The 14,730-nt window shown below is 33.7% G+C and carries 8 protein-coding genes; all 8 read left to right on the top strand.

The annotated features are described in order from the left end of the window. The first annotated feature begins 5 nt into the window (after positions 1–5). Positions 6–5,861, top strand: coding sequence for a vWA domain-containing protein (locus ACZ0AH_RS10580; RefSeq protein WP_463475767.1), 5,856 nt, complete (start codon positions 6–8; stop codon positions 5,859–5,861). Between the two features lie 95 nt (positions 5,862–5,956). Continuing rightward, complete coding sequence (locus tag ACZ0AH_RS10575; protein ID WP_463475766.1) at positions 5,957–9,049, top strand: hypothetical protein; 3,093 nt, start codon at positions 5,957–5,959, stop codon at positions 9,047–9,049. 103 nt (positions 9,050–9,152) lie between these two features. Continuing rightward, a complete protein-coding gene (locus tag ACZ0AH_RS10570; RefSeq protein ID WP_463475765.1) occupies positions 9,153–9,425 on the top strand; it encodes a hypothetical protein in 273 nt (90 codons plus the stop codon). Positions 9,426–9,428: 3 nt separating this feature from the next. After that, positions 9,429–9,770: a hypothetical protein gene (locus tag ACZ0AH_RS10565; RefSeq protein ID WP_463475764.1), complete on the top strand. Its 342-nt coding sequence runs from the start codon at positions 9,429–9,431 to the stop codon at positions 9,768–9,770. Between the two features lie 137 nt (positions 9,771–9,907). Further along, a complete protein-coding gene (locus tag ACZ0AH_RS10560) occupies positions 9,908–10,705 on the top strand; it encodes a DUF5977 domain-containing protein (protein ID WP_463475763.1) in 798 nt (265 codons plus the stop codon). A gap of 11 nt (positions 10,706–10,716) precedes the next feature. After that, positions 10,717–11,586: a Hint domain-containing protein gene (locus ACZ0AH_RS10555; RefSeq protein WP_463475762.1), complete on the top strand. Its 870-nt coding sequence runs from the start codon at positions 10,717–10,719 to the stop codon at positions 11,584–11,586. A 222-nt stretch (positions 11,587–11,808) separates the two neighbouring features. Further along, the gene (locus ACZ0AH_RS10550; RefSeq protein WP_463475761.1) at positions 11,809–12,597 is read left to right on the top strand and encodes a hypothetical protein; all 789 of its coding nucleotides are present in this window, start codon (positions 11,809–11,811) and stop codon (positions 12,595–12,597) included. Beyond that, a complete protein-coding gene (locus ACZ0AH_RS10545; protein ID WP_463475760.1) occupies positions 12,597–14,636 on the top strand; it encodes a BspA family leucine-rich repeat surface protein in 2,040 nt (679 codons plus the stop codon). Before ACZ0AH_RS10550 ends, ACZ0AH_RS10545 begins: the two co-directional genes overlap by 1 nt. The last annotated feature ends 94 nt before the right edge of the window (positions 14,637–14,730 follow it).

Here is a 14,730-nt window from a genome sequence, read left to right as displayed (position 1 = left end):
AAATAATGAGTTCTATAAATCTACAAGAAAGCCAATCCTCAGGCTGCGAAACGTATATCGCTATCGTCGTCGATGAGTCGGGTTCTATAAATGGAAACGAAGCGCAGCAAATACGCGATGGGCTGACTACATTTATCAATTCTCAAGCTCAGAGTAATATAACGCTTTCATTAATTGGAATGTCTGATAATGATGACACTTTAAGATCTGATAATGTTATTCAAAAAAGAATTTCGAGTAATAAAGCTGAATTTTTAACCTGGACCAATTTATTTGGTTCAGGCAGGGCTAACAAGCAATCTGATCACTGGGCATCTGGTTTAAAAGCTGTAAACAATTTATCTGTAATTCCGGATATTATTGTTATCGTTACAGATGGTATGCAGGCAAACAATCCGGATGCACTTAAAGCTTTATATGGAGATTTAAATCTAAAATCACAGATTTTTGTATACGGTGTAACAAGTACAGTAAACAATGCTACCGAATTAGTTACTCCCCTTACCTCTTTCCTGGCAAAAACACCAGTCTTAAAAAACAACAGTATTTCTATTCTGGATTCAGATTATATCAGAGTTCCTGATTTTAGCACTTTAGGCAGCGAACTAAACCAGCTTAATACGGATTTATCCGGCAGACAAATTGGTTGTTTGCCTAATGTAAGCATTATTCAGAACAAATTGGTATATCCGGTTTTTAGAAGAGGTTTAGCCGTACATCAAAGTGCAGGAACTCTGGTTCTTAAAAATAAAAGCCGAGTTGCCCTAACTTTACCTGCCGGAACAAGAATTCATGATGCAAGTAATATTGATGGATTAGTTTTTAAACTTGAAAGTGCCGTTACTATTGCAGGATCATCTCAGCTTGAAGTTGCTATCAGAATTGACGGAACGCCTTTATTAACCGGAAATTTTTCAAAACCGTTTGTTATTACTAAAGTTTATAATCCTCTGGGATTCAGCATCAACTTTAATGTTACAAAAGAATTATACACTGTTGTTATTGATCCTGCTAAAACAGCTTTACAATCTACAAGTTTGCAAATTGCTGCTGCAGGTTCTAAAGGACTTGACAGTACAAAAGGTATCCATCTTCGTTGGATTTTGGCTGGAGAATTAGGCGCAAATCATCTTCCAAAAGGAGATTTATATACAGGAGCAAATTCTAATTTTAACAAATCAAATGATTTCGTAAAAGTATACAGGGCCGCTTATACTAAATTTGCACATAAATTAGACTTAACAAAAAAGCCTCAGTCTGTAGATAGCCGTAATGCATTATGGGTTTATAAAACGGGATTAAGGTCAATCTATGTCTATTTTAAAAACAAGGCAAAGTATCTCATAACAAGAGCTAGTATTGATCCTCTGTTAAATCCATCTGGTTTTATCCAGGCTTATGGAAATGAAATCATTGAGGTTGAAAATAAAAGTGAATTATTCTTTGCCGCTGAGCTAAAATTTAATTCTGCAAACAACTCAGGTATTGTAAAATTAGAAACATTATCTGTTGCTGAAAATACCATTGCTGCACCAAAAAGGCTTAGTAATCGTAAAACTTACTCTTCTACACAGGTAAATACAATACGTGTTGTTGCAGAAAATGGAAGAATTATTCGATTTAAGGCAAGTAATTGTTTATTAAGCGAAATCAATTTTGAATTTTATTCTGATTTTATCCTAAATGCAAATGAGAATGGAATTTGGGACCTGAAAGGAAAATATGCTTTGACTACTGATGATAATAAAGCATTTGAACAATTAGAACCAAAACTAAATGCTGTTCACGGAAAATGGTTGAAATTTAATGATGGTGAATACGTAAACGTAAACAACTATAAAGATAAATGGAAACGTACTACTGCCGATGATGATAAAAACATTAAAGAAGTTGTTCAGAGTTATTTAGATTTAAGTCTAGACCCTACTAATCCGACTGCCTTAGAAACGGTTCTTTTTAATGACAGTGTTCCAACCAACGATCCTCAAGAAGGTGAAACGGCTGAATTTGCAGAAAATTCAACTAAAATATCTAATCTTGATTTATTAAACATTGCCGCAAATGATTATCATATTGCCAGAATGTTAGGTTTAGGATGTATTGATATTGATGAAACTGTTCTTTCTGGAGAATACATTTATTTAACAGAATATGTTACACTTAAAAATTTAGACGGAGGTTCAACTCCAAAAGAAGTGCAGCATCTTTCTATGAGTATTCCAACTTCTGTAAACACAGAACGTTTGCCTCTTCCGGTACAATTAAGCAAGTTTTTACCAGGTCTTAACGCAGGCTCTGATGAAGATGAACAAACAGCAAAAATCACAGATCCTGATGGATACAGTTTTGATGGAAAGAAAAGATATGTGAGTTTGTTTATGAATGATATCACAGATTATAGTATTAGTACTTCTTTTTTTGAATCTAATGCAGAATATGATGGAAGCGCTTTTACATTCCCGATCTATGCAGGAGTTGATTATAGAATCAAGGAATTAGGCGCAAATTGGATAAAACCAGAATTAGCTTGTGACACAGCATACTCAAATGTTACTGCAGCTTTAACTCCTGGTTCTTATGAGCCTGCTCCTATTATTATTCCTGAATCCGGAAAATCATTTTTAAATGTTCGTCAGGAAAAAACAGGTGAATGGACACATGTTTATCAAGGATATGGTATTAACATTTTTTCAAGAGCAACATCCGGAAGACAATTAGAGGTTATCTCTAAAATTCAACCAAAAAATACCTTAATGCCTCCAACCGGAATTAATTCATTGTTGATTACCGAAGAAAATCCGTTAATGTTTACCTCAGTTAGTGAACAAATCAAATTTAAAGCACTTTTCGATGATGAATCAATAGTAGATAAAACGTACATCCGACTTCTTTTTGAATATTATGCTACTCAGGAATTATTAAACTATGCCATTCCTGATGGGATGAGTAATGCTGATGCTTTACTTGCTGATAAAATTTATCCGGATAATGAAGAACTATTTGCTGATTATTTTAAACTTTATTACAGAGATAGTCTTCCTCAAATTGAACATGCTAAAATTGAGAGTATTACAAATAGTGTTGCAAATGAGCTTACCTCAATTATTACAATTAAAGAGTACAAAATTCTTAGCAGCGGCGAAGAAATTAAGATCAACTTAACTAACGCTAATAAAAATAGATTTATCGGAGGTATTTTAACGGTTGGTGACGAAAATTATCTCATTCAGGCTATCAATAATATTGTTATTACTTCAGGAAAATTTGTCTCTGCTGATATTGAAGTACTAAAAAAAGAAGTAAGCGAAAGTCTTCTTTCTGATGGAGATGCTACACTGGAGTCTGAACAAATTAAGGATATTCAAAAACCCGTAAACGAGTTATGTTCTTTGGTTGAGAATATGTTAACGCCTGCAAACTGGCATCAACCTAGTCCAATTAGTTTTCAGGTTCAGTTACCAGAAGTTTTAAAAACGGTTCATAGAGAAATTGTTTTGCAAAAAGACAGTCAGGGAAATGATACTTTACAAATAGAAAAAACACGAGGTATTTGGAACAAAACAGTAGTTATCGAAAAGTTTCTGGAAAAAGCCTATCAAGTAGATGAGCATGGAGAATATGTTTTAGATGATAATGAAAATGCAATTCCATTACCTGATACAGAAAAAAAGCATTTTGGTTTATACAAGCTTACTTTCAAAGGATTAAAATTTGCCCAGCATCCGCAGTATAATAATGATGGTGAAAATTCGGTTGAATGGATGAACGGCAGTGTTCGTTTATTTACTAAAAGTTGTTTTGAAGGTAATAACCCAATTCCTGTAAAATCCAGAAAAGAGTTTAAAGTTGTACGTGCCGACAATATCGGAACAGATCAAGATTTAGTACTGACTATTAATGACCCAGATTTTAAAATAAAAAAAGACGGAACTCAAAGCATGGATCCTTCTTATGATCATATCCTTATTAAAGAAAATGAAGCGCATATACCACAAGAGCAGGAAGTAAATTATTATCCAAGTTATAAAGTATATCTTTTTGCTGATCCTGCAAACGGAATTACAGCAGCAAATATTCTGCCTAGAGAAGGAGAAAATACGCATTATTCTATTTTTGGAATCAGAACCCATTCTAATTATCAAGATTATGAGTCTAGAATTAGTGTGCCAAGCCCAATGTATGCGGTTAGAATTGAAAAACCTATTAAACCGGAAGATGTAAAAGGAACTTTGTATGCGACAAGACCTGATTTCTTTAACAGATCAACATACACATTTACAACCAAATATATGCATCGTCCTTACGGAATGCTGCATTACAGGGCAAATGACGATGCTTTATTGAATGTTTTATACGAAACAGCAACAATTAAGGCTATCCGTGAAAATCTAAGTAAGCTTGGCGGAAATAATGAAACTTATTTTACAAACAGATGGCAGGATTTCTTAGATTTTGAAGGACTGGTAAACAAAAATAACGTGCTGAATCCAGTTGATTCAATGGGACCTGATGAACAGCCAAATCCGTTGCCTCCAAGAGTGCCATTGAACTATGCAGAATATCCAATTGAAGAAGACGCAGTATTTAAGTATCGTTTTCCGGCTCCGGATAGTGTTCTTTTAATTGCTTCGATAAATGAATTCATTGACTGGCATAATCAATCACGACCGGGACAACCAAAGGCTCCTAATATTACTGCTCTTACTTATCTTAATGATGTCATAATTTCGACAAAATATGGAATCGAAAGGAATTTATTAGCGATTCATTTCTTAGAACAAGCTATTCACGCTGTCTTTGTTCCGCTTACTGAAGTGCCTGTTGTTTACGATTATATTAAGGATAACGATTATGTACCTGTCAATAAGAAACAAACGATTAAAGACAAGAATGGTAATATTTTAAAATATCCTAATCCTGATTTGGACATTGCGCCAATGATGAAAATCACAAATGAAACCGAATTCAGAACACAATTTACTGATTTTAATCTGGATGGAAATTCACAAAACATTTATTTCTACGGAGTTCGTGAAATGGATATTAAAATGAATTTTAGTGAGTTTAGTACCTTTTTAGGGCCTGTAAAACTAGTTCCTTCAAATCCGCCGCAGACACCGGAAATCAAGCGAATCATGCCTATTTTAGAAAATAAAGTTTTAGGAATCAAACCTTCTGTTCAAATAGAATTAAACGCTTACAAACCAGAATATAACATCCGAAAAATAAACATCTATCGTGCAGAAAATATGCTTGATGCACAATCGATCAGAACGATGACTGCTGTAAAAGAAATTTTAATTGATGAGAATACTTTATCTACTGATTTTGATAGCGTTTGGACTGTTTATGATGAATTTGAAGACCTGGAACATGTTCCTTTTGGAGACGGGCTTTTCTATAGAATCACTGTTTCAAGAGAAATTGAATATGCTGATCCAAGTTCAACTGAACTTAATCCGATCGTCAATATTGATTATACGCCGTCGCAACCATCAAAAATTACTGCTACAGTAATTGCTGATAATGTTTCGCCTGAATCACCAGTATTAGAAGCCACAGGAGTACCAACGGGAACTAATGAATCTATATTGAAACCGGTCGTTTTCAGTTGGGAAAAAACAGTTCATAATGGTACGTACATTCTTTACAAAATGAACAATCAAGGAAACTGGGAGAAAATTCATGAGATTGTTTCTAACGAAAATGAAGTCATTCTTGCTCTTGCTGATGTTCCTTTATACACTGATGAATTAGTGATTAAGAACGATGATGACGAAAGAATTTACCATCACTTCAAAGTCCTTTCCGTGAACTCTTCAGGTATGTTTAGTAGTGAGGAAAACATCCTAACCCTTTAAATTTTAAATGAATCCCAATGAAAATTATTTATTGGGATTCAAAATCAAGTCAATCAAACAAATATTTTACAGAAAGAAAATAAATTTCAAATAACATGGCAACAAACAGAACTAACATTGGCAGCAAATTTCAAAATACTGATATTCCGTCGGAAGCTGATTTCAAGGAAATTTTTGATAGTTTCGTTCATAAAGACGAAGACAAAGCCGACTTTCAAATGGTTGAAACAGGTACCGATACTGAGCACTATGTAACGCCCGCACTTTTGCGTACTGGTTTACAAAATATTGGTATTATTACTGGGAACTCTTATATGCCATATAAAGAATACTTCGAGGATTCATTTAGTGGTACTATTTTACCTTTATCAAATTTCCCTATTCGTAATAGTGTCAAAGTATTTAAAAACGGACAGTTATTACAAGAAGGACAACAAGGCCAAAATCCACAAGATTATGATTATATTGTAAATTACGATACAGCAGTAGTTACATTTTCAGATACTGTAAGCGATAGAAATTTAGAAGTAGATTATTGGTATAAAAATTTAAGTCCAAATCCAGGAACCGGATCAGGTACAGCTATCGATTTTACAAGTTTTTTGCATACTTCGGGAAATGAAACTAAAAACGGGCTGTTAACTTTTAACAACACTACTGCTACCTCAACTAGTGGAGTTATATTAAAAAACAGTGGTTCAGGTTCGGCTTCAACATCATTAGATGTTACTAATAGTGGTGCCGGAAGCGGAATTTCATTACAAAATTCATCAACTGGTACCGGAGTCAAAGTATCAAATGCCGGTGCTGGAGCAGCAGTAAATGTAAACTCAGCACCTGGATCAAGAGGTGATATTTTGCAAGCATCAAAAAACAATGTTGTAAAAACAAAAATTGATAGCGAAGGCAATGTCACTGCTCCTAAATTTGTTACTTCTGGTGGTACAGATTTACAGTTTGTTAAAGGAGATGGTACGCTTGATGATACAGTTTATGCAAAAGATACTGATGTAATTCATATCTTAGGAAACGAATCAAAAGACGGGGCTTTAAACTTAACGCATAATACCGCTGTAGAAGATGTTTTAACAATCACTAAAAATAATAGTGCTAACTGTTTAAAACTCGTACAAAACTCTAGTTCTAACGCTACTACTTCTACTTTTGATACTACTACTACAGATAACAACAGGAAAGCTATCAGTATTCAAAAAGTAGAGCAAGAAAAAGCATTCATTACGCACGATGGAAATATTTCCGGGACCTCTTTTACAACATTAAATGAAAAGGCTGATATTACTGACGGATTTTTAACGTTAGGTGCTTCTACTTCTGCAACTGCAACTGCAGGTCACGCAAAATTATACGCCAAAACTGACGGTACTACTGATATGTACGTAATGGGTAGTGATGGTGTTGAGAAGAAAATTGGAGCTAGTGGTGATTTAGATAATGTATTACATAAAACTGGATTTGCTACTGAAACTAAAACTGGGGAATTAGTTATTGATAGTGGTACAGCTGGAATTAGTGGATTAAAACTAAGTCAAATAACTCAAACAAGAAATACTTATGCCACTGTTCCATTACCAAATTATGGTTTAATTAGTGTAGGGAATGTTTTTTATGAAGCTGGAGGATTAGGAAAATTAATAAAAATTGAAAATACAGTAGCTAGTGAAATAGGATCAATTATGGGTAGCGTTTATTCATTATGTTATAGAAATAGTAAAATATACATCGGAGGGAATTCAAGTAGAATTCGGTCAATTAATCCAGATGGAACTGGTAGTACAGAAGTAGCTACATTTACTACTAACAACCAAACTTATTATGGAATAACCGTAGCCAGTGACAATAATATATATGTTGTAGATTACTCTAGTGGAAATGTTCATAGAAGCACACTGGCAGGAGTAAAAACAGAAAACTTTGCAAATGTAGGAGCAAACTTTAATATTGGATTAATCAGTGGAAATAATGGATTTATTTATGCAGCACATGATAACTCAATAAAAAAAATAGATATAACCAATGGTACTATAACGACTTTAGTTACAATAGCAAAAAGAATTTACTCACTATTTTTGCATTCTGACGGGTATATCTATATGAGCAATTTAGATTCAGTTTCTAGAGTTTTACTAGACGGAACCAACTTAACCGAAAATTGGGTATCAGGACTATTGTCACCAAATAGAGCAGTCTATGGGATATGTAGTCAAGGAGGAGAATTATATATTTCAGATAGTAATTCAATCTCAAAATTAATTCAGTCTCAAAAGATACTTAAGGCAGATTCCACAGGATTAGTAGCAAGTGCAACATACCTAGAAGATGTACCCTATTTAAAATCTTCTGATCTTGATTTATCAACTTACGCAAAATTAGATTCTCCAGCATTAACAGGAGTACCAAATGCACCGACAGCAGTTGTGGGGACTAATACGACACAATTGGCAACTACGGCTTTTGTAGCTGCTGCTGATGCTAACAATGTTAAATTAACAGGTAGTCAAACTATAGCGGGTATCAAAACAATTAACTCTGGAGCAGGTGCACTACAGCTTAATCATACTGCCGGTAATTCTGCACCTTTAAATATCGATATTGCAACATCATTATTTAATGGAAGCGGAATGCTAATTAACGCCGCTGCAGGTGCTGCTTCAGGAATGATTGCTTTAAATTCAGCTACATCTACAACATCCAATTTAATAAGTCATAATAAAAATAATATCTTAAACTATAAGGTAGATAACTTAGGAAATACTACTGGAAATGCTTTTATAAAAACAGGAGGAACAGCAGGACAATATTTAATGGCAGATGGATCTGTAACATCTTCCAATCCTCAATCATTACCTTATAAATCTTACGTAGCCATGGTTTCGCAATCAGGGACCTCAGCACCTGTTTTGACTGAAATATTTAACAGTTTAGGTCAAACAGTAACATCTGAATATCAATCTGTTGGAGTTTACAGACTAAATGTAACAGGCCTCGCCTTTACTACAGGTAAAACCGCATTATTTTATTCTGATCGTCATTATCAATCATATACATCATACGCTACCTTAGGTACTCCAAGCTTTATATTTTTAATGTCTACAACCCAAAACGTAACTGGAACATTAATGGATAGCGCAATCAATGCAAATTTCATTGAAATTCGAGTATACAACTAATTAGTGATTATAAATTCTTAATCAAGCTGTAATAAAATAACCATATAAACTCTTAAGAATTAGAGAAAATTTAGAATTAAAAAAACACATTAAAATAATAAAAATGGAAACACAAGAAATTAAAAAAGAAGAAGTAAAAGCAATCACCGCAGAACAATTAAAAAAGTTAAAAGACTTTAATGCATTCATGGATAAAGCCAGATTATCATTAGGAGAAATATCTATTCAATATGAATTTCAGAAAGCTGATATTTTAAGCCAAATTGCGGTTCAGCAACAAAATTTTAATGAACTGGAAAAAGCAATCAAAGAGGAACACGGAGATATCCGCGTCAATATTGAAACAGGTGAAATTGTAAAACAAGAACAAGAATAATTCTTGAAAACAATTTTAGAACAGTTGTTAGGAACCACAGATTTATCAGCCTATTTGGCGTGGTTCCTATTAACTTTTATTGGAGCTTTTACAGCTATTCTAATTCGTGCAAAATTCAAGTACAAATACAGTGACGATACTCCCTATCACTGGTCCTGGTCTTTTTTGCTGCAGGACAATCTACTTAATTTAACTATTGGCTTTTTTATCTCTTTAACTTTTTTTAGGTTTTCAAATCTAGTCTTAAAAATAGAACCAAGTATCTGGCTTGCGTCTTCGATTGGTTTTATATGCAATGAAGTAGCCTTACTCTTCGTGAAATTCGGTTTTACAGCAAGAAAATAAATTTGAATAAAGACTTTAAAAAGGTAAAATCAAAATCGACAAAAAGATATAAGGTTTCACCTCATCAAACTTATTAATCTGATTGAAACAAATCAGTATATAAGTCAGGACAATTCATAATCAATTATAAACAAAGTATGGAATATTACAATATAGCCAAGTCACTGACTGCGGCAAAAAATGATTGCGCTGCCGGAGTCATTGGTACTTCCGTCACGCTTAATGCCAATGCAAATCAGTTTGTATCGACGATAAGTGTTGAAGATGCAAATGCCAAAGCCGATGCCTGGTTAGCTGCAAACGTACAAGCATATGCAAATAACACAGGTTCTTGTAGAGTTACTGCCTGGAGAGGAATAAATCCTTCTTGCGTAATTGAACCTACAACAACATTATCGCCTTTTAACTACATGGTTGTCAGGTATAAATGGGCATTGGGAGCCGGACAAGATTTTGATACTTATACCGGAATCGTAAATTCAGGAACCTCTCTGGATAATAAATGGATGGGCTGGAACCACGGGTTTAATAATGAAATCCCAGTAAATGCTTTAGCAGCCAATTCTTATATTATGTGGGCAGGTGATAATACACAAGCAAATGGTGTAGAGAGCTGTCTGGTTAATTTTAGTAAAATCACAACAGACTACCCTACTCTAAATACAGTTCAGGTAAGAATGGCCGGATCATGGTATAGAACAGTAGGTACCGGAAATATCGATGTCGAAATAGTAACGTATCTGGGTGGCACAATGGAAAAATCAGGATATGATATAATTAACGTTGGCGGAATCCTGGTAGACCAAAAAAACTTCTCTAAAAGAGTACCAATCCAAGGTACCACTTTGTCTAAAAACATCGAATCTGTTACTAATCTTGGATATATCACGTACATCAAAAATTCATCTACAGGGCAAATCGTAATACAATATTAAAAAATTAAAATATGGGAAATACAGGATATAAATCATTCGCAAATCTAGAGTTATACTATATAGATGACGGTTCTCCAACAGGATTAGAACCAAAACCCAATGTAGTTACAGATCCTGATTATATTGCACCGGTTTTAGATACTGTTACTTGTGCTCCAAGTATAAGATATTATAATGTAGAAAGAAAATTAAGCGCAAGAAAAAATAACTGCGGAAATGGATATAGCGGAAGCACAGTTGTGCTTACCGCCTCGCCAAATCTATTTTTTTCGACCGTAAATCAAGCAGATGCCAATGCTCAGGCCGATGCATGGTTAGCTGCAAATGTGCAAAACGCAGCAAATAACGCAGGAACATGCGAACTCATCTACGTACCTCCTACTGGTGGTGGTGGTGGAACTGGCTGCTTTGTTGAAGGTACATTAATCACCTTGCCTGACGGCTCGCAAAAAGCAATCGAAGAGTTACAGCTTGATCAATTGCTCCTTTCTGCTGAAATTGAAACATTAATTGATACCAATGATGCCAGCGAATTATACAAATGGTCTTCTGAACATTTATCTGAAACCAGAATTATATCACCAATAACCCAGTTAACGCAGAAAATTGCAGATAAAACAATGGTTATTAACAATGGTCTATTGGAAGCCACTCCTACTCACCTGCAATTGATTCAACGTGATGGTTTTTGGAGATTTATTCCTTTAGGCGATATTCAGGTTGGTGATAATTTATATACAATCGACAATGAAATCATAGCGGTAACATCTGTTGTCGTTAATTTAGAAGAAAGAAAAATTTATCCGTTGACATTGAATCCATTTCACACCTATTTTGCAAATGGAATTTTAACTCATAATTATAAGCAACAAACATATTAAATTCTGACCGTAGTCAACTAGAGTAATTCATCAATTTAATCTTCAAGATTCTACCCAAATTCAGCATTAGAAAATTTTCAAACTGGAAACAAAAAAGCATCTCTTTCTATTATAATTGAGTCTCTTTTTTTCTTAATAGTTTAATCTAATGCAGAATTTGGGTTTTCTAAATTAATCCTAAACTAAAAAACAAAATTACTTTCTAATTTAAAAAATATAAAAATGAGTATCGATCATAATAGAATAAAAGTTTCTGATTTAGAAACTAATCAACCAAATAAAATTTTAATTACTAATGAACAGGGTGAATTGGAATTTAGTGATGTTGCTGAAGAGTCTCAGAATCTTCAAGCTGTATTAGATATAGGAAGTTCAGCTACTGGCAGAACAATTACATTAAACTCAACAGATACATCTGCGTATCCAAATTTAAATTCAATAGAAATTGGTGCCGGCTATAGTAAAAAAAGCGGAGCTTACGATTGGTATGGTCAAAATCAAGTGGCAGAAACTTTTATAAGTTCTAATCAATTTTTTGTTAGAAGAGATTCCTATTCTAATCATTTTATTTTAAGACCCGGAGGAGATTATACAAATACATTCTACGCTCCTGATAAAACAGGTGGAGTTTACACTTTAGCAACCTTAGATGATATTGCATCTGATTTTAAAACAATTAATGGAGAATCAATTGTTGGTACTGGAAACATCGATTTATCAAACAAACAAGATATTTCGAATCAAATTGAAATCTGGACCAGTCAGGTTATTCCAAATTCATGGCATGGAAAAACGGTGCTATTTACAGCGAACTGTACTCTTACTATTCCTGCTTCTTTAATAGCCAGCTTTATTTTTAACGGTATTACATTACCCGGTGTAACAGTTACCTGGGCAATTACAGCACCCCATACCTGGTTATTTGGTACTCCCGCATCAACAGGCGAAAAGCAAATTTTTACTTTGACAAAAAGAGGCAGTACAAATAGTATTTTATTATTAGGTGTATAATGGGAAGCTTAATACAGAATACCGTTTTTGGAAGAACTAAAAATACATTTATTTCTACATGGAGAACCAGTAATATTTCTGCTGGTTCAACTACAGCAACCCAGGTAAAATTACCTTTAATATCTAGTGGAACTTATAATTTTACAGTTGAATGGGGCGATGGAAGCTCAAATACTATAACAGTATGGAATCAAGCTCAAACAATTCATACTTATTCTGTAGCAGGAGACTATACCGTTAAAATCAAAGGAAATTGTTTAGGATGGCAATTCAATAATACAGGAGATCGATTAAAAATTCTATCTATATCAAGTTGGGGAAAATTAAAATTAGGTACAACTCAGGGAAGTTATTTTTATGGATGTGGTAATTTAAATTTATCAGGTGTTTTAGATGTTTTAGATTTAAATGGAACAGTAAACTTTACGAATCTTTTTAGATTATGTACATCTTTAACTACAGTTAATAAAATGAATGAATGGGTAACGTCCTCTATTAATACAATGGATAATGCATTTAACGGAGCATCCGCATTCAATCAAAATGTATCAAATTGGGATGTATCAAATGTGGCTTCTTTTGTATCTACATTTACAGGTTGTACCCAATTTAATCAGCCAATAGGAACATGGAATGTATCAAGCTCTAAAAACTTTAATAATATGTTTAGTGGGGCTTCTTTATTCAATCAAAATATAGGAGCTTGGAATGTATCCAACGGAATTACTTTTCAAAATATGCTTCAAAATACAACTGCGTTTAACAATGGTAATAGTCCTGAGATCAATAATTGGATAACTTCTGCTGCAACTAATATGGCAGGGATGTTTGCCGGTGCTACAGTCTTTAATCAACCTGTTGGAAATTGGAATACTGCAAATGTCACTACAATGAATTCAATGTTCCGTATTGCTTCATTGTTTAATCAAAATATTGGAAACTGGAATGTTTCAAATGTGACTGATTTCACAACAATGTTTTATGCTGCAGTTGCATTCAACAATGGAGGTAATCCTGGTATTAATCAGTGGTCATTAAAAACTACAGGAACTATTAGTTGTAATCAAATGTTTATTAGTTGTTCCAATTTTAATCAACCACTAGGAAATTGGAATACTGTAAGCGTTACAAATATGGCACAAATGTTTCAAGGGGCAAGCAAATTTAATCAAAATATTGGTACTTGGAATGTTAGTAATGTAACTACTTTCTTTTCAATGTTTAATGCTGCATTTGTTTTCAATAATGGAGGCAGTCCGGATATAAACAATTGGACTTTAAAAACAACTGGGACTATTAGTTTAAATACTATGTTTCAAGGCGGGGGTGGAAGCTACCCAATGACCTTTAATCAACCTATTGGAAATTGGAATACTATTGCAGTTACCGATATGGCTGGAATGTTTCAAAAAACAGGAAATGGATTCCATTTTTTTAATCAACCAATTGGAAATTGGAATACCTCTAATGTAATGACTATGGCTAGTATGTTTAGCCAAGGGGGAACTGATGGAGGTGCATTCAATCAAAATATTGGAGCCTGGGACGTTTCTAATGTAACTGATTTTTCAAATATGTTTTTAGGTGCTCAGGCATTTAATAATGGAGGAAGCCCAGATATAAACAATTGGATTTTAAAAACAAATGGAAATGTTAATATGAGTCAAATGTTTGCTAGTATTAACTCTTATATTTCAACAACTTTTAATCAACCAATTGGAAATTGGAATACATCGGCAGTTACAAATATGTATCAAATGTTTGGAGCTACAGCTGGAAAGGTTGCTTTTAATCAAAATATTGGAAATTGGAATGTTAGTAATGTTTCTAATTTCGCAAATTTCATGATTAATAAATCTTCAGCAAATTTCTCAACTGCAAATCTAGATGCTATTTATAATGGATGGAGTTCCAGAACAGTAAAAACACCCGTCACAATAACTTTTGGTACTGCTAAAAGAACTTCGGTAAGTGATACTGGGAAATCAATACTAATGGCTTCACCAAATAATTGGATTATTACTGATGGAGGAATTTAACAAAAGCTATATTTTTTTGTTTATATAATTACACTATCAACTTCCTTAACCTAAACTTAATTTACTATTTAAACTCTCAAATAGCTAATATATT

This window comes from Flavobacterium sp. AC105 (genome assembly GCF_979258495.1).
This window is presented reverse-complemented; position numbering and strand designations above follow the sequence as displayed.

Coding starts and splice junctions, on each gene's coding strand:
- ACZ0AH_RS10580 (WP_463475767.1), top strand. CDS start 6: ATGAGTTCTATAAATCTACAAGAAAGCCAATCCTCAGGCTGCGAAACG.
- ACZ0AH_RS10575 (WP_463475766.1), top strand. CDS start 5,957: ATGGCAACAAACAGAACTAACATTGGCAGCAAATTTCAAAATACTGAT.
- ACZ0AH_RS10570 (WP_463475765.1), top strand. CDS start 9,153: ATGGAAACACAAGAAATTAAAAAAGAAGAAGTAAAAGCAATCACCGCA.
- ACZ0AH_RS10560 (WP_463475763.1), top strand. CDS start 9,908: ATGGAATATTACAATATAGCCAAGTCACTGACTGCGGCAAAAAATGAT.
- ACZ0AH_RS10555 (WP_463475762.1), top strand. CDS start 10,717: ATGGGAAATACAGGATATAAATCATTCGCAAATCTAGAGTTATACTAT.
- ACZ0AH_RS10550 (WP_463475761.1), top strand. CDS start 11,809: ATGAGTATCGATCATAATAGAATAAAAGTTTCTGATTTAGAAACTAAT.
- ACZ0AH_RS10545 (WP_463475760.1), top strand. CDS start 12,597: ATGGGAAGCTTAATACAGAATACCGTTTTTGGAAGAACTAAAAATACA.